Origin of the sequence: Arthrobacter rhombi, from assembly GCF_900163545.1 — a bacterium.
In the GTDB taxonomy this organism is placed as follows: Bacteria; Actinomycetota; Actinomycetes; order Actinomycetales; family Micrococcaceae; genus Arthrobacter_H; species Arthrobacter_H rhombi_A.
In genome coordinates this window covers 92,625-109,678 of the sequence record NZ_FUHW01000020.1, presented here as the reverse complement: position 1 = coordinate 109,678, position 17,054 = coordinate 92,625, and the positions used below count along the sequence as shown (strand labels likewise).

Genomic DNA, 17,054 nt, shown 5'->3' with positions numbered 1-17,054 from the left:
CTGGAAGGCACAGGACTGACCCACAGCTCTGGCGGTCAGACGAAAAGTAACTTTCTGGCTGGCGACATCGGTACCCTGCTAGCGGTCAAGCAAGACGGCGTCCAGCCATACGCCGACGAAGACGGCATCGAGTCCAACAACACCAACATCTAGTCTCCGGGGGCAAACGGGATGACACTGCAAATCAGCTTCACCGAGGCGGATTGGGAAGACCTCGTCCTCGAGCAACTCGGCGACCAGAACTGGCGGCCCACCCACGGGGACCAGATCGCCCCCGGCTCGGGCGAAAGGGAAACCTGGGACGACCTGCTGATACGGCCTCGTCTGCTTGCCGCTTTGCGCCGGCTGAACCCCGGCGTCCCGGAGCAGTACCTGCAGCAGGCTCTCGCCGCGATCGCCGCCCCGACCTCGCAGGACGCGATCACCGAAAACCACCGGATGCACAGGATGTTCGTCGAGGGCCACCGGATCTCCTACCTGGATCCGGACGGCACCGAGCAGAACCCGACCCTGCGGATCCTGGGCACCGAAGAGACCGACAACGACTGGCTCGCCGTCAACCAGGTCACCCTGGTCCAAGGCGACTACCGGCGACGCTTCGACGTCGTACTGTATTGCAATGGGATGCCTGTAAGCATTCTGGAACTGAAGAAAGCCGGCTCCCGAGCCGCAGACGTCGCCGCCGCGCATGCCCAGCTGCAAACCTACCTACGTGAGTTCCCGCTCGCGTTCAGATTCTGCGTCTTCACGTTCGCCTCCGACGGGATCGACGCCAAATACGGGACCCCGTTCACCCCGCTGAACCACTTCTCCCCCTGGAACGTGGACGACGACGGCGAGCCAATCCCGCCCGGACACACCGTGGACGGGGATGCGGTGCTTCCCATCGAAACCGCGCTGGCCGGACTCTACAACCCCACCCGTTTCCTGCAGCTGCTGCACTCCTTCACCGCCTTCGACGGCGGCGCCGAGGGGCTGCTCAAGCGCATCGCCAAACCGCACCAGTACTTCGCCGTCACCAAAGCGGTGGGCTCCACCATCGACGCGGTCCGCACCAATGGCAAGGCTGGCGTCGTCTGGCACACCCAGGGCTCGGGAAAGTCCATGGAGATGGAGCTCTACACCAACCGGGTGATGCGCCACCCGACATTGAAGAACCCCACCGTCGTGGTGATCACCGACCGCAACGAACTCGACGGGCAGCTCTTCTCCGGGTTCGCCCGCTCCCAGCTGCTACCCGATACGCCGAAGCAGATCCGCCGTCGTACCGAATTACGCACCGAGCTCTCCGGCCGGGTCACCGGCGGCATCTACTTCACCACCTTGCAGAAGTTCAGCCGCACCACCGAGGAAAAGGAATCCGGGACGGTGCACCCACTGCTCTCGGACCGGAAGAACATCATCGTCATCGTCGACGAGGCCCACCGTAGCCACTACGACGACCTCGATGGCTACGCCCGGCACCTGCGCGATGCCTTGCCCAACGCCACGCTGATCGCCTTCACCGGCACCCCGATCTCCTTCGAGGACCGCAACACCCGGGACGTGTTCGGCGAATACATCGACGTCTACGATCTCTCGAGGGCAGTGGAGGACGGCGCCACCGTCCCGGTCTACTTCGAACCGCGGTTGATCAAGGTGCAGCTGGCCGCCGATCTGACCCAGGATGACCTGGACTCGGCCGCCGACGAGGCGACCACCGGGCTGGACGACACCGAACGGGCGCGGATTGAACAGTCCGTGGCCGTGGTCAATGCCGTCTACGGGGCTCCCGAACGGCTCGAGGAGCTTGCCCGGGATCTGGTCACGCACTGGGGGACCCGCCGGGACACCATGGCCCCGTTCATCGCCGACACCGGCGGCTCGCCGACGCATGGCAAGGCCATGATCGTGGGCGGGACTCGCGAAATCTGCGCGAATCTGTACGACCAGATCATCAAGCTGCGCCCCGACTGGCACTCCGACGAACTCGAAAAGGGCCGGATCAAGGTCGTGTACTCCGGCAACGCCTCCGATGTCCCCCCGGTCTCCAACCACGTGCGGCGAGACTCGTTGAACAACACCATCAAGGAACGGCTCAAGGATCCGGACGACGAGCTGGAACTGGTGATCGTCAAGGACATGATGCTCACCGGCTTCGATGCCCCGCCGCTGCACACCCTCTATCTGGACCGTCCACTCAAGGGGGCCCTGCTGATGCAGACCCTCGCCCGGGTCAACCGGACCTTCCGCGGCAAGGAGGACGGCCTGCTCGTCGCCTACGCCCCGCTGGCCGAGAACCTGGCCAAGTCCCTGGCCGAATACTCCAGCACCGACCAGGAGGCGAAGCCGGTCGGGAAGAACGTGGACGAGGCCGCCGGCCTTGCCGTCGAGCTGGTGGAGCAGATCAAGACGCTTCTTGCTGGCTATGACTGGCGGGCGGTGCTGGCCAAGCCGGGGCCGAAGTCCTTCCTGAACGCCATCACCGGGGCCGTGAACTACCTCCGCGACCCGACGACCGAGGGCAACTCCCCCGCGGACGACGCCCCGACGCTGGCGGTGTTGTACCGGCAAACGGCCGGCCAACTCGCCCGCGCATGGGCCCTGTGCACGGGCTCAGGCAGGTTGGAGGACCTTCGCGCTGACATTCAGGTGTATGAGGAGATTCGCGTCTGGATGGGCAAGTATGACGCCCAGGACCGCCAGTCCCGCGGCGAACCGGTACCCGAGGAGATCCAGCGGATGCTCGGGCAACTCATCGCCTCCGCGACGGACGCCACCGGGGAGGTGCTGGACATCTATGAAGCGGCCGGCATGTCCAAGCCATCGCTGAGTGATCTCACCCCGGAGTTCATCGCCAAGACACAGAAGGCCCGCAACCCGCAGCTGGCCATCGAGGCATTGCGCAAACTCGTGGCCGACGAGTCGGCGAAATCGACCAAGCACAACACCATCCGGCAGCGGGCGTTCTCGGAGCGGATCACCGAACTGATGAATAAGTACACCAACCAGCAATTGACGTCGGCCGAAGTCATCGCCGAGCTGGTCGAACTGGCGAAGGAAGTTGCCCAGGAATCCCAGCGCGGTCAGCGTTTCACTCCCCCTCTGAACGAAGACGAACTGGCGTTCTACGACGCCGTGGCACTCAATGAATCAGCCGTCGAAATCCAGGGCGAAGGAGTCCTGGCGGAGATCGCCCGCCAGCTGGTGGCGATCATGCGCCGCGATGTGCGCACGGACTGGACCGTCCGCGAGGATGTGCGGGCCAAGCTCCGCTCCTCGATCAAGCGGCTCCTCGTGATCAACGGTTACCCACCGGATAAGCAACCCGAAGCGATAAAGCTCGTCATTGAACAAATGGAGACTCAGAGCCTGCACTGCACGGAATTCATCGAAGGGGAAAATCAGTGATCCAACACATAGCCCATGTCGAGAATTTTCGGACTCTCGCCCAATCTCCGCATGTAGGAGGCGACCAATCGTATTTCGGCGCCTATACGCTCATATTCGGTGCGAATGGATCTGGAAAGTCCACTATTTCCGAATTGCTTCGACAGCTTGGAACTGTTGGAGCCCCTTCAAAAACAACATTGGTAACGGATACCGACACGCAAAGGTTGACTCAAGGAGCGCCTTTTGAGAGTCACCGTGTTTGGGTTTTCAATTCTGATTTTGTTCACGAGAATCTTCGAGAGTTCGTCTCGGGCAGCGGCCCGACAGCCCCGATCATCAAACTCGGCAAAGTTGCGGTCGACGATGAAGCAGAGAGCCGGCTCCTTGCCAAATTGGTGGCACGAAACGACATCTGGAAAGCGGGGCTAGAAAGCGATCAACTCGCCGGTATCGCCAATCGCAAAAAGGCCATAAGCGCTACCAAAGAGCTCGTTATCGAATTTCTAGGCACCTACGACGGCGCAAGATTCAATTCGAACAGTTTTACAACGACTAAGGCACGCGCCCTTTTGGACAACCCACGGGCGGTCCGTCTCTCGAGAGAGACAGCCCGTCAACATATGAGAACGCTCTCACAGGCCGCGCTGGAGGCCATCTCGCCTCCAAGCATGCCGCTCGTGGATGTCCGTGACTTCACAAATCGAGCCCGCCTGATCATTGCCCGTAGGCAGAGCGAAAGCGAGTTCCCTGAACTCGACGGCGATCTAGCGTTGGCTGCATGGGTCCAAAGTGGAATTGCACACCACGAAAACAACGACGATTGCAAATTCTGCGGTTCCGACATGCCTGAATCATTGCTGGTTCGATTAACTACCTACTTCAAGAATGGCAACGCACAGATCCGGGCTGATGCCGAAGCGCTGGCCAGCAGTTGCGCTGACGCCAGCCATGCGCTCGATCAATGGATAAGAGAGCTTTCAGCCCCCTCCGGCATCATTGCTGCTGAAAGTGAGAAATGGGCATCGGCTGTCGACTCGGCGAAAGCCTTCGTTGTGGAAACAACGGCGTCTCTCAGGGAAATCCAAAGTGCTTGCGAAACCAAGGCCACGAACCTGTCTTATGACGAATCACTCGCGAGCCCAAATATGCGAAGCCAAGACTTTCTAGCGGAACTCGCTGCATGTGTCGAACGACACGAAACTGAACGAACGGACTATTCGGCCGTGCAAAATAAGGCTGTAGATGAATTGGCCCTCCACGCCGCAGCCTTTCATCAAAGCGACTTGACGGCCGCTGAGAATCGACTGGCTAGGGTCGCTAGCGCTTTGGAACTGGTGAACGCGCAGTCCGAATCTTGCGCTAGCAAGCTGAAGGCAATCGAGGCGCGCCGCCTAAATACCTCGGAGATGGCAGCGCAGCTGACCGACGATCTCCATACGATCTTTGGAAAAACGACCCTCACGATTCAACCGACAAGTGACGGCTCGGGATATCAAGCCGTCAGGGAAGATGGACCAGCAAAGTTCCTTTCCGAAGGCGAGCAGCGCATTTTGGCGCTTGTTTACTTTATTCGGACTCTTGACGATGACAACTTCGACCGGAAAAATGCCACTGTCGTAATTGACGACCCCTCCACTAGCCTCGATAGAGAGAATGTTTTCGCGACTTCAGCGTGGTTGGATCAACAACTTGATGGAGTGCGTCAGCGAATTCTCCTCACCCACAGTTTCGACTTCTTCCAGCTTCAACTACGAGCGCAAAATTCGAATGAAAACGACGAACCTGATGCACCTGATGGCGCTGGAACGGTGCCAGCCCATCGAGTCCTAGAGATCCGAAGTTCTCAAATCGTCGGAGCGGATTCCAACGAAATTACTATAAGAGCGTTCCCAGAAAAGATACTAAGCGCGCCTTCAGAATACGTTTACCTATTCCGCAGGGTTGCGGAAGCCTGTGCAGGGCTCGACGACGAGAACCTACCCGTGGTTGGCAATGCCGCGCGGCGGCTCATAGAGGGGTTCCTCGCATTCAAAGCACCGCAGGCATCGAACTTCGGCAGTCGATTTGCACTATGTATTCCGACCGGGATTAGCAGCGGCGTAGCCAATCAAGTAAAGACCTTCCTCCACAATCAGTCTCACCGCTCAGCACCAGACCCGTCATCAACCGGTGTGGAGATGGCCTTACTCCCTTCGGTTAAGGGCGTTATGGCATTTATGCGGGCTTGCGACGAAACCCACTTCACTGGCCTGGCCAAAGCTGTCGGCATCGATCCGAAAGATATCCTCACAGGTCGTGATCTAGCAGCCGCTCGTGGGCAAATCAAAACGTAGCACTGGGGCCCAATACCTTCGCGAATACGGATCACGGAGCTAGTTGGCACATATGCCGGAAGACAAACAGGACAACCTCGACCCGGATCAAGCAGACAAGACCGTACCCATGAAGGCAAGAACGTCATAAATCATGTTATCCAAAACGGCGTCGCAGGCGCGCCCCGTTTTCAGCTGTACCTACGCGCCCTCACTGAGGCTGGGCTCGGTACCCGCACCGTAGCGCTGCTGGACTTGGACGATTTCCATGCCGACGCCGCGGCAATGTCTGTCCGTGCCGCCGGGACGACGATCCGTATAGCATCCAAGTCGCTTCGTATTCCCGGTGCCCTCGAGGCGGCCTTGACCAAGCCGTGGTATTCCGGTGTTCTGGCATTCTCGCTCCCGGAAACCCTATGGCTGGCCGCGCGAACGGGATTCAATACATCGTCGTTGCTTATCCGACAGCTGATCGCGGAGCGCTGAGGCAACTTCTGCGATCGGAGGTCAGTGAACATGTCACGGTCATGCTCGACTCCACCGAGCAACTGGAGATCCTCCGCAACGTCGCTCGGTCCTGCAACATCCCAACTAGAGCGCGGCCCCGAGTCTGCCTCGAGATCGACGTCTCCTATGCCCCGGTGCGTCATCGCACCGGGACGCTATCCACCAAGCTCAAGGTCGGGCCGGCCCACTCCTCCCATCACCACGGTCGAACAAACCGTCGCCATGGTTCGCGCTTGCGAACGTGCAGGCGTGAGCCTGGTGGGAGTCACTATGTATGAATGGCTAGTTGCCGGGGTCGCCAACGGCGCCTGCACACCCCGAGGGCTCGCTGTCCGTGCGCTGCAGGCCCTATCGAAACGGGACATCGCCCAGTGGCGGGGCGAAGTCGTCTCGGCGCTGCGCGAACTGGGCGGACTTGGAATTCGTCAACGGTGGCGGCACCGGCTCCATCGAATCCACCAGCGCCGAGGCCACGGTCACCGAGGTTGCTGCGGGCAGCGGATTCTACGGGCCCGAACTCTTCCAGCACTAGCGCAGTTTCCGCCCGGCCCCGGCGTTGCACCTGCTCCTCGATGTCGTCCGCCGTTCCACCACCGACACTGTCACCGTTCTCGGCGGTGGCTGGGTCGCTTCCGGACCTCCCGGTAAAGACCGCCTGCCGGTCCCCATCTGGCCCGAAGGCCTGCGCTACGCCCCACCCGAGGGACCGAGCGAAGTCCGGCCACCACTCACCGGTCCCGCAGCCGCCGGACTGAGCGTCGGCGATCCCGTCTCCTTCTGCCATGCCAAGGCAGGCGAACCCTGCGAGCGCCTTAACTCCGTCCTCGTCTACAGCAACGGCGAGATCATCGATGAATGGCCCACCTACCGCTGCGAGGGAATGGCCTTCCTTCAGAGTTCTTCGTAGAGACTCTTTGGAATACGGCCCAAGGCTCGAGTCCATCAGCGAAGTTGTGCAACCCCTAATCTGCCGAACGCTATCCAGAAGTGACAAACCGCTCTGGGCGCTGCAGTTCATCGAAACTCTTCACTAAATGCGGCTCCTGTGGGTATTGGCTTGATCGAGAGGCATATTTGACGGGCTCTGCATCCGAGAAAGCCAGCCCATTGAACGATACATAGACACCTGCTCCGGTGACGCTGCCGTCGAACTGTGCCTGGATTGCAACCCGGCTTCCTTCACCAAGATACGGCTCAAGCTCGCTAGTGGCCTGTATTGTCAGGATTCCTATATCCTCATCGCCAATAGTGGCTCTAAGGCACCTATCCCGCTTTAGCGGCCCTCCTAGTCCGGGGAACAACTCGGTGAATAGAGTGCATCTTCTTCCAAACTTAGTTGTAAATTTCCGAAGTTGCACTTCGTCACGTCCGAACTTCGCCAACGATTGGCCGCGCCCACCAGGAATGAGTAAACATGGCCCTGGAAGATCATTGGCCGGCACAGTTTCTTCTCCGTATCCAGGAACCCCTATTCGAACGTTCGATACGGTTCTTGAGGGCGACAGTGCCTTTCCGCGAGCGTCACCAGTGTCAGTGCGAAGCGCACCCCATAAACCAACGGAGATAGTCGGGGCCCAGCCGAGTCTCCTAAGCTCGCGGACGGTTTCAGCATGATCACGCGCCACGATACGCGGCAAATAACCGACAATAAGACCTTCGCAAAATATGGCGACCGCGTGTTTGTCGTGAGGATTAAAGGGCTCATCAACCAAGATTCCTTCAACGTCGGCCGCAATTCCTTCTTTTGTGAAGGGACGATTCAATATCATCCGGACGTGATCTGGGTAGGCCCAGCCGCCAGCAGCATCGTAGGAGTCACCCCAAGTTTGTCCCAATAACGGATATGACCACCTGTGCCCACTGACCGGGGCTGGAGCTTGTTCCATGCTCAAAGTATCTGCCGCTCTCCCCAATTTCGTCCAGAGCGCGTCCAATCACCCCGATAGTCCGGTCGTGCCATCTCCAAGAACAGCTCTTCCCACAGCTTTCGGTTCCTCTCGACTATACGTTTCCTGATTTCGCCGACAACAAGAGTTTTCGAGTCCGCAATAGATATGGACCGACTTCGTCAAATAGTAAGTCCGTTCCATTTCCGACTAAGGAATAGCCATCCGCGCGAAACGGCCCCTACGCCACAGAGAACATGGCCTTCCAGAGGGTGTATACGTTCGGTCTGAACGGTGGAAATGGCGGAACTGGTCAGCCAGCGCGGTCAGCCAGCCCTCCGCCGTCGTACTCCCCCGCACAGAATTCGATGTCGCCACCGTGTTGGCCCGGGCCACGGCCCAGGGACGACAGGTGAAGGTCGTGGGAGGGGCGCACTCGTTCACCGACATCGCAGCGACCAACGGAGTCCTGGTCGGTCTGGACCGGATGCAAGGGCTTGAGCATGTGGACCCGGCCACCGGCGAGGCGACCCTGCTCGGAGGGACCCGGCTGTTCAATGTCGCGGAGCTACTCGCCCCGCATGGCTTGGCGTTGCCCAATATGGGCGATATCGACCACCAGTCGCTGGCCGGCTCGCTGGCCACCTCGACCCATGGCACCGGGTTGGCGTTCACCGGGTTCTCCGGCCTGGTGACGTGGCTGCGGCTCGCTCTGCCCGATGGGTCGATCGTCGAATGTTCGGCGACCGAACGACCCGAGCTGTTCCAAGCGGCACGGGTCGGGCTCGGGGCCATCGGCGTCGTGCTGGCAGCCACGCTGCGTTGCCTGCCGGCATTCCAACTGCGGGCCGTCGAGAAGCCCGAACCGTTGGTGGGAATGATCGAGTCCTTCCTCGAACGCTCCGCGACCGAAGACCACCTCGAGTTCTATTGGTTCCCCCATACCGAGACCGCGTTGGCCAAGACCAACACCCGGCTGCCGGTCGACGCTCCGCGACACCCGGTTAGCCCCATCTCCCGCCTGCTCGACGATGAACTACTGGGCAACGGGGCCTACGGGCTGATGTGCGCGGCAGGATCCCGTGTCCCGGCATTGGTCCCGCCGTTGAACCGCCTTGCCGCGAAGACCCTGGCGGCCCGTGATTACACGGATGTGCCCCATAAGGTGTTTGTCACTCCGCGACGGGTGAGGTTCCGCGAGATGGAGTACTCGCTGCCGCTGGAGGCGTTCGGCGAGGTCTTCGCCGAGCTCAAGTCGGCGATCGAAGGGTACCGGGAACCGATCAGCTTCCCCATTGAGGTGCGCACGTCGGCGGCGGACGACACCTGGATGGGAACCTCGGCCGGACGTCAGTCGGTCTACTTCGCGGTCCACCGCTACGCCCGGGAACCGCACCAGGAATTCCTGCAGCACGTCGAGCAGGTGTTCATCGCCCACGGTGGCAGGCCGCACTGGGGGAAGCTCCACTCCCGCGATGCCGGGTATCTTTCGGGTGTCTACCCGGAATTCGAACGATTCACTGCGGTGCGGGACGAAACCGACCCGACGGGGACGCTGTTGAATCCTTATTTACGGCGCGTGCTCGGAGCCTAACTGGCCTCCATTCCTATTTGCCCGGTGCTTCCATCGAAATAGCGAGCACTCAACGACGGACCGCACTGCCCACATCTGGAGTTTGGCCAGGTGTGGGCAGTGCGGTCGTGGGTATCGGTCAATGCCCTCCTCCTTACTCGGCACCCACCTTGTCGGCGTCGCTCCGCTTCGGAAGGACTTTTGCCAGCACTGATGGCAGGACCAGCACGGCGACGGCGATCAGCAGCAGCACGACGGTGAGTGGACGGGTGGCGAAGACCGAGAAGTCACCATGGCTGATCGAGAGTGCACGTCGCATCTGGGTTTCCATCATGGGGCCGAGGATGGCCCCCAGAATGGCGGGAGCCACCGGGAAGTCGTAGACCCGCATGAAGAAGCCCGCGATGCCGATCGCGCAGACGATCAACACGTCGATCAGGCTGCTGGAGATGGAATACACCCCCAGGACGCCGAACACCAGGATGCCCGAGAAGAGCAGTTCCTTCGGTATTTCGAGGATCTTGATCCACACCTTGACCAGCGGCAGGTTGATGACCAGCAGCATGATGTTGCCGATGAATAACGAGGCGATCAGCGTCCAGACCAGGTCGGGCGAGGTCTCGAACAGCTGTGGTCCGGGTTGGATGTTGTAGATCTGGAAGGCCGACAGGATGATCGCTGCCGTCGCCGAGGTGGGGATGCCCAGCGTCAGCAGTGGCACCAGAACACCGGAGAAGGATGCGTTGTTGGCTGCTTCCGGCCCGGCGATGCCTTCGATGGCGCCCTTGCCGAACTCGTCCTTGTGCTTGGAGAGCCGCTTTTCCAGGTTATAGGACAGAAAGGTCGGCACCTCGGAGCCGCCAGTGGGCATGGAGCCGAAGATGAAACCGAGGAAGCCCCCGCGGATCCAGGGCTTCCACACCCGCTTGCGTTCGGCTTTGTTCAGCCAGATCCGACCCGAGAACTCAACCTTTTCCTCCTTCGCCACCTGGAGCCGCGCCAGCCCGTAGAGTGCCTCCCCGATCGCGAAGAGCCCAATCACCACGACGACGATGTCGACGCCCCCGAGCAGCTCCGGGGCGCCGAAGGTGAATCGCTGTTGCCCGGTCAGGAAGTCCAGCCCGATCAGTCCGACGAAAAGTCCCGCGAAGAGACTGATCATGCCCCGGATGATGGAGGTTCCCACCAGGGCGGTCACGGAGACGAAGGCGAGCACCATCAAGGCGAAGTAGTCGGTGGCTTGGAACGATTTGGCGAGGTTGGCCACCACTGGTGCCAGGAAGGTCAGACCCAGGGTGGAGATGATGCCGGCGAAGAAGGAGCCCATCACGGCCGTGGCCAGGGCGGGACCGGCACGTCCGGCCTTGGCCATCGGGTATCCGTCGATCGCCGTCGCCACCGACCCTGCCTCACCGGGGGTGTTGAGCAGAATGGACGTGATGGCCCCGCCATACAGGGACCCGTAGTAGATTCCCGCGAAAATGATCAGGGCGCCGGTGGGGTCGAAGCCATAGGTCAGTGGCAGCAGCAGGGACAGGGCCAGCGCGGGGCCGATTCCCGGTAGGACACCGACCAGGGTGCCGATGGTGACGCCGACGGCGGCAAAGAGCAGGTACTGCAGTTGAAAAGCATTGGCGAAGCCGTTCGCCAGTTCGGAGAAAGCATCCATGAGTGCTTAGCCCACCCCTTCCAATAGTCCGGCTGGCAGCCGCACGCCGAGCAATTCCGTGAAGCCGAGGTAGATGATGACGGAAAACAGGACGGCGACGATGATGTCGCGGATCCACTGGCGGCTTCCACCAATCCACGCAACCGCGAAGAAGAAGAGGACGGTCGCCAGGATGTAGCCCACGGGCTTGAGGATGACGGCGTAGATGACCAGACAGACGATGACGGTCCAGAGGGTTCGCCAGCGCGTCTCTGCGTGCCCTTCGTCGGCTTGCTCGCGCAGCGAATAGTCTGGTTTCACCGTCGTCCTGACCAGGAATGCCAAGCCGAAAACCACCAGACCGACACCCACGATGATGGGGAAGAAGCCTGGTTTCTGTGGTCCGAATCCGCCTCTGGAACCGATCTGGAAAGCCGTGACCAGGACCACCGAGGCGCCGATAACTATCACCGCGGCGGCGATCCTGGTTCCGAACTTCCCACGCGAGAGAAGCGCGGAGTCGGTGCTGCCCTGGGTCACTCGACGATCCCCAGATCCTTCAGGGTCTTGGAGATGTCCTGGTCTTCCTGCTCAAGGTAGTCCCCGAATTCGTCGCCGGTCATCAGGTAGTCCTCCCAGTTATTGGTTTCGAGGGTCTCCTGCCATTCGTCGGTATCCCGCATGTCCTCGATGGAGGAGACGACGGCGTCGCGTTGCTCATCGGAGATTTCCGGAGGCGCAACAACACCGCGCCAGTTGGCGATGGACACGTCGTACCCGGCATCGATGACGGTCGGGGCATCAACGCCATCGATGGGTTCCTCGCTGGAAACCGCCAGCAAACGCATTTCACCGGCATCCACCTGATCCGAGAACTCGGCCAGGCCGGAGGCCGCAACGGTGACATCTCCGGAAAGAATCGCCGGAGTCAGCTCGCCGCCCCCGGAGTAGGGGATGTAGTTGATCTTGTCCGGGTCGATATCGGCTGCTTCGGCCAACTGGGCCACCATGATCTGGTCCACACCGCCCACGGAGCCGCCACCCCAAGCGATACTGCCCGGATCGGCCTTGAAGTCCTTCATCAGCTGTTCAAAGGTCTCATACTTCGAATCAGCCGATACCGCAATGGCTTCATATTCGGCCGTCAGGCGGGCAATCGGCGTCGTGTTCCCCAGGTCCACCTGCGAATCGGTCTGCTCGATGGCGCCGACCAGGATCTTGCCGATGACCATCAGCTGGTGCGGGTCGCCGGCATTTTCGCCGACGAACTGTGTCAGGCCGATCGTCCCTGAACCGCCCGGGACGTTGTAGACGTCGCTGCCGTTGTCGGTCACGCCGCCTTCGGTCAGGGCCCGTCCGATCGAGCGGGCCGTCATGTCATAGCCGCCGCCCGGGTCGGCAGGGGCCATGATTTCGATGGCTTCCGTGGGGTAGTCGTCAGCAGCCTCGCCGCTACCACTTCCGCTGTTTCCGCTGCAGCTGGTCAGTGCCAACAACCCCACGGCGAATGGTGCGCCCCACTGGGCCAGCCGGCGTTTTCTGGAGACGTTCTTCGGTGTCTTCATGATGTTCGTCCTCTTCGATGCGGGTGCGATGTGTTGGCACGGCAGCCACTACTGCTGACGTGTCGAAGCCAACGCTATAGTGGTCCAGATCACTGTGGAGGCTTGTTCGACATACGGCGCATACTGCTCGTTGAATGGCTTCTGCTCATTCTGTTCACGCCATCCAAGCCCAAGGAGGGAGTGCGATGAGCCCGCGCACGGAACCCGTGGACCAGACCTGCCGCCCTGCCGCGCCCCTCCGGGATGAGCCTGCGCGGCCACGGCGGAAACCCTGGCGGGTCCACCTTCCGGGACGGAACTTTGCTGCCCAGACCCTGTTCCTGCAGCTCACCGTCGTTTTCCTCGTCGTCGTGGTCACCGCCTCGGTGCATGGGTGGCTGACCTATCAGCATTTGGGCCAAGAAGCTGAGCACCGGGCCCTCTCGGTCGCCCGGACCGTTGCGGCCTTCAGCGACGTCCGCGCCGAAGTCGCCGAGCTCACTGCCGCCAACATTGCCCAGGTGCCACATAGCAGGCTGTCCAACGGGCCCCTGGTCCCGCTGGCGAAGGATCTCCGCGCCCGCACCGGTGCCCTGTTCGTGGTGATCACCGATGATGAAGGCATCCGGCTCACCCACCCCAACCCCGAACAACTGGGACAGAAGGTCAGCACCGATCCGACGGAGGCGCTCAGCGGATACGAAGTCACCAATCAAGAGCGCGGAACCCTGGGTTTATCAGCCCGCGCGAAGGTCCCCATCTATGCCCCGGATTCGCAGACCACGGTGGTGGGTGAAGTCAGCGTGGGGTTCGCCATGGACGACATCCTGGCCAACCTCCGCAGCGATATTCTCCCGGTGGCGCTCACGGCCATCAGCGCCCTGGGAATCGGCGTCCTCGGATCCTGGCTGCTGGGACGGCGGTTGCGGCGACTCACGCTGGGGTTGGAACCCGAGGAAATCACGGCCCTCGTCCAGGACCAGGAAGCGGTCCTTCGGGGAGTGGACGAAGGGGTCATTGGTGTTTCCGCGGAGGGCCGGATCACCGTACTCAACGCGGAGGCCCATAGTCTTCTCGGGCTCGGTGCCGACGAGGATCCCGTCGGCAGCCTGCTGGACGAAGCAGGGTTGCCGGGCTCTCTCTCGCGGCTGGTGCAGGAAGCCGCCCCCACGTCCCCCTCCGTTGAACAAATGATCGATTCGCGGGTGTTGATCCTCAGCGCACGGGCCGTTCGGCGCCAGGGGCATGGCCAGGACCTCGGGACGGTCATCATGTTGCGTGACCGAACTCAGCTGCAGTCCCTCACGCGTCAGCTGCAGGCGGTCAGTGCCATGACAACGGCGCTGCGCGCACAACGGCACGAATTCGCCAATCGACTCCACACGGTCTCCGGACTGCTGGGCATTGGCGAACACCGGCAGGCGGAAGAGTATGTCGGCGGGATTCTCGCGACCGGACCGCTGAAATTCCCCATGGAACAGGCGGAACTGCTCACGGACCAATATCTGCGGGCCTTCATCGGCGCGAAAAGCGTTGAAGCCGCCGAACGTGGCATTCACCTGCGCATCGGACCGGAGACGAACGTGCGCGGCCGGGTGACGGCGGCCCATGACGTCACGACGGTCATTGGCAACCTCATCGACAATGCCATCCATGCTGCCGTGCACGGCAGCAACGCGGAACGCTGGGTCGAAGTGGAGGTCCTTGACGAGCTGACGGACGACGGCGGGACACTCCATTTGGTGGTGGCGGACTCCGGCGACGGCACGGCAGAGGCAGAACGTATTTTCGAGGGGGACTTCACGACGGCGGCGTCCACTCCCCTGGCGACGCATGGGCAGGGGGTCGGGCTCCCCTTATGCCGGCAGATCGCCCGCGACCGCGGCGGAGAAGTCTGGCTTGCCGAGGAGGGTAGCCCGGGCGGCCCGGGAGCCGTGTTCTGTGCTCGGCTTCCCGGTACCGTGGAGCATAAGAAGACCCCACCGTTGGAAGGATGGCATGAGCAAGGATCTGCGCGTACTCATCGTCGATGATGACTTCCATGTGGCCAAGCTCCACGCCACCTACGTGAATACGGTTCCCGGGTTCACCGCTTTGGACCCCGTCGGAACCGCGGATCAGGCACGGCTGGCTGTAGCCGCCCAACATCCCGATCTCGTGTTGCTGGACGTCTACCTTCCGGATGCTCTGGGCCTGGACCTCCTACAGACGCTGGACACCGATGTCTTCATCCTCAGCGCCGCAGCGGAGGCATCCTCCGTGCGGCAGGCGATACGTCGCGGTGCCATCGGGTATTTGATCAAGCCCTTTGCCGCCGAGCAGTTGAGTCAACGGCTCCGCGGCTACGCGCGCTATCGGCGCCTCCTGACAGGAAATCAGGGTGTTGATCAGGACACGATTGAACGCGCCATCCGTTCCTTGAGCCCCACCATGGGAGCAGGGCCCAGCCACGCACGGAGTGCAACGGAGGCTGCCGTGCTGGAGGCGTTGGAACCCGGCCGGCAATGTTCCACCATCGCCGTGGCCCAACAAGTCGGCGTATCCCGGGCCACCGCCCAGCGGTACCTCTCCGCGCTGGTGGAAGACGGAACAGTCGAGATCCATTTGCAGTATGGCAACACCGGGCGTCCCGAACACCGCTACGCCCGCACTGAATTCGGCGTGTGAGGATACCCACTTCGTGTTGATCCGACTCTCCCCGGAGTTCGAACGGCTCACGGGGGTCAGTTACGAAACTGGTTCAAGGGGGACGCTTCTAAATCCGTATCTGCGGCTCGCGCTGCGAACGGAGTAGCGGCCAAACCGTGGGTGTCCTCGTGTTGTACTGTTCCCATGCTGTCAACGTTGATCTGGTTCCTCGTCCTAGCCGTCATTGTCTTAGTCGGCCTATTCATTTTAACTGCTCGGCGGCATAAACGGGACTTGGCGAGTGCCATGGCGCAACGGACCCAGGAACATCTCGTCCATGCGAACGAGCGGGATCGTCTGGGTCAGTCCCTTCAGACAACGCGGAAGCAGTCTGCGGCTGAGCGCGATCGGCTAGAACGGTCACTTGCCTCAAGCCACGAGAACGATGTGATGCGGCTGAATGAGCTTCACAACGCCAAGATCACCGAGAGCGAATCCAGCAACGAACTTCTGAAGCGACAGCTGGATGACGCGCGAGAGTTCTTCCGAAAAGGCATGAAATGGGACCTGGCTTCCCGAAATGCCATCGTCAGTATTTGCCGGTCCCTGTCCGTCAGCGGATTCCTTGCAACCAACGTGGTCTTTGACCCGTCGGCGACTAGCAAGACCGAACACTTTGCGGCACAAATCGACCATGTTCTTGTCACCGACTCATTCGTCCTGATCATCGAGAACAAGCGCTGGAAAGGCCTCGTTTTTGCCGATAAGCACCCCAGCGCGGTGAGCCCCCACTTCCAGCATCTGGTTGATGAATCCGACCTCCAAGATCACTTCGCCGTGCAAATCGTGCCAGACAGCAGCGCGAGAACTCTCCTGACCGTGCGGACTCATCCACAGCCTGACGCCCCGTGCCGCCAAGTTCGAAAACAGGCCATGCGGCTTCGCGATTTCTTCATGTCGAAGCTAGAAGACAGTCCATGGATCGAGACCTCGGTTTTCTACTCGCATCCAGACTTCCATTTCGAAGGAGGGCGAACATGCGCCGCCAACGGTCGCACCCCAACAAGAATCGCTGCTGGATCACAGGAGCTGCATTCTGTCATCGGCAGCATTTTGCAGGACCGCCACTCCCAGAAAGTTCCCGTCCAGACCAGTCGAATCGGAACCGTATTGAAGGAGTACGGAGCCGACATCGTCGGTTTTGGGCAGTATAAGGAACGTTGGGGTAAGCCTCTCCTGCCGACACAGCAGTTGAACGCCCAACGTTCACAACAGCGGTCCGACTAAATCAAGCCGGGGTGTTCTATTCGCTTCTGATCGCTGGCGTACTGCCTTGATGAACACAGCCGTCACCGGCACGTCTGTCGGGGTGGCCTCTTCAAGAGCACCAACCATTTGGACAGCGTTGACAGCCTCGACGTCTGCGGACTGCGGACGGTAAGTGCCCGTTCACAAGCCCACTTAGCGGAATTGACCCACGTCAAGGAACCGCGAACCGTCGCTGGATAGTCTCAAAGCATCAACACAGACTTCGGCGCCCCCCACCGGCGCCGGGCACTGGCAGATCGCCAGCGCATCACAGAC

11 protein-coding genes are annotated in these 17,054 nt (G+C 61.0%); 7 read left to right on the top strand and 4 right to left on the bottom strand.

Translation table 11 applies throughout. From position 1 onward, the window contains the following. Positions 1 to 171 precede the first annotated feature (171 nt). The 3 genes from FM101_RS04680 to FM101_RS15830 all read left to right on the top strand — a co-directional run bounded on the left by FM101_RS04680 (position 172) and on the right by FM101_RS15830 (position 7,098). Positions 172 to 3,390: a type I restriction endonuclease subunit R gene (locus FM101_RS04680; protein WP_086996172.1), complete on the top strand. Its 3,219-nt coding sequence runs from the start codon at positions 172 to 174 to the stop codon at positions 3,388 to 3,390. Further along, positions 3,387 to 5,705 carry an AAA family ATPase gene (locus FM101_RS04675; protein ID WP_158225938.1) on the top strand — a complete coding sequence of 773 codons (2,319 nt, stop codon included), beginning with the start codon at positions 3,387 to 3,389 and terminating at the stop codon, positions 5,703 to 5,705. Before FM101_RS04680 ends, FM101_RS04675 begins: the two co-directional genes overlap by 4 nt. 1,042 nt (positions 5,706 to 6,747) lie before the next feature. Further along, positions 6,748 to 7,098, top strand: a complete 351-nt coding sequence (locus tag FM101_RS15830) for a hypothetical protein (protein ID WP_198962425.1) — start codon at positions 6,748 to 6,750, stop codon at positions 7,096 to 7,098. A gap of 70 nt (positions 7,099 to 7,168) precedes the next feature. Here FM101_RS15830 and FM101_RS15535 read toward each other — a convergent pair whose 3' ends face one another. Continuing rightward, entirely contained in the window at positions 7,169 to 8,077 is a 909-nt protein-coding gene (locus FM101_RS15535) for an HIRAN domain-containing protein (RefSeq protein WP_143269208.1), read from the bottom strand. Between the two features lie 217 nt (positions 8,078 to 8,294). Between FM101_RS15535 and FM101_RS04660 the strand changes: the two genes are divergently transcribed. Continuing rightward, a complete protein-coding gene (locus FM101_RS04660) occupies positions 8,295 to 9,671 on the top strand; it encodes a D-arabinono-1,4-lactone oxidase (RefSeq protein WP_342744362.1) in 1,377 nt (458 codons plus the stop codon). Between the two features lie 133 nt (positions 9,672 to 9,804). Here FM101_RS04660 and FM101_RS04655 read toward each other — a convergent pair whose 3' ends face one another. Genes FM101_RS04655 through FM101_RS04645 form a run of 3 tightly spaced genes read right to left on the bottom strand, consistent with a single transcriptional unit; the run spans position 9,805 to position 12,863 of the window. Next, positions 9,805 to 11,319, bottom strand: a complete 1,515-nt coding sequence (locus FM101_RS04655) for a tripartite tricarboxylate transporter permease (RefSeq protein WP_086996160.1) — start codon at positions 11,317 to 11,319, stop codon at positions 9,805 to 9,807. Between the two features lie 6 nt (positions 11,320 to 11,325). Then, the gene (locus FM101_RS04650; protein WP_086996157.1) at positions 11,326 to 11,838 is read right to left on the bottom strand and encodes a tripartite tricarboxylate transporter TctB family protein; all 513 of its coding nucleotides are present in this window, start codon (positions 11,836 to 11,838) and stop codon (positions 11,326 to 11,328) included. Beyond that, positions 11,835 to 12,863, bottom strand: a complete 1,029-nt coding sequence (locus FM101_RS04645) for a Bug family tripartite tricarboxylate transporter substrate binding protein (RefSeq protein WP_086996154.1) — start codon at positions 12,861 to 12,863, stop codon at positions 11,835 to 11,837. Before FM101_RS04645 ends, FM101_RS04650 begins: the two co-directional genes overlap by 4 nt. Before the next feature lie 185 nt (positions 12,864 to 13,048). On the opposite strand from FM101_RS04645, the gene FM101_RS04640 reads away from it, so the two are divergent. The 3 genes from FM101_RS04640 to FM101_RS04630 all read left to right on the top strand — a co-directional run bounded on the left by FM101_RS04640 (position 13,049) and on the right by FM101_RS04630 (position 16,757). After that, complete coding sequence (locus FM101_RS04640) at positions 13,049 to 14,875, top strand: sensor histidine kinase (RefSeq protein ID WP_086996151.1); 1,827 nt, start codon at positions 13,049 to 13,051, stop codon at positions 14,873 to 14,875. Further along, on the top strand, positions 14,841 to 15,509 hold the full coding sequence (locus tag FM101_RS04635) for a response regulator (RefSeq protein WP_086996147.1): 669 nt from the start codon (positions 14,841 to 14,843) through the stop codon (positions 15,507 to 15,509). Before FM101_RS04640 ends, FM101_RS04635 begins: the two co-directional genes overlap by 35 nt. 267 nt (positions 15,510 to 15,776) lie before the next feature. After that, positions 15,777 to 16,757, top strand: a complete 981-nt coding sequence (locus FM101_RS04630; RefSeq protein WP_158225937.1) for a nuclease-related domain-containing protein — start codon at positions 15,777 to 15,779, stop codon at positions 16,755 to 16,757. The last annotated feature ends 297 nt before the right edge of the window (positions 16,758 to 17,054 follow it).

What these genes read in the sequence shown, in the direction of transcription:
- FM101_RS04680 (WP_086996172.1), top strand. Translation starts at nt 172, where the DNA reads ATGACACTGCAAATCAGCTTCACCGAGGCGGATTGGGAAGACCTCGTC.
- FM101_RS15535 (WP_143269208.1), bottom strand. Translation starts at nt 8,077, where the DNA reads ATGGAACAAGCTCCAGCCCCGGTCAGTGGGCACAGGTGGTCATATCCG.
- FM101_RS04655 (WP_086996160.1), bottom strand. Translation starts at nt 11,319, where the DNA reads ATGGATGCTTTCTCCGAACTGGCGAACGGCTTCGCCAATGCTTTTCAA.
- FM101_RS04645 (WP_086996154.1), bottom strand. Translation starts at nt 12,863, where the DNA reads ATGAAGACACCGAAGAACGTCTCCAGAAAACGCCGGCTGGCCCAGTGG.
- FM101_RS04640 (WP_086996151.1), top strand. Translation starts at nt 13,049, where the DNA reads ATGAGCCCGCGCACGGAACCCGTGGACCAGACCTGCCGCCCTGCCGCG.
- FM101_RS04635 (WP_086996147.1), top strand. Translation starts at nt 14,841, where the DNA reads ATGAGCAAGGATCTGCGCGTACTCATCGTCGATGATGACTTCCATGTG.
- FM101_RS04630 (WP_158225937.1), top strand. Translation starts at nt 15,777, where the DNA reads ATGGCGCAACGGACCCAGGAACATCTCGTCCATGCGAACGAGCGGGAT.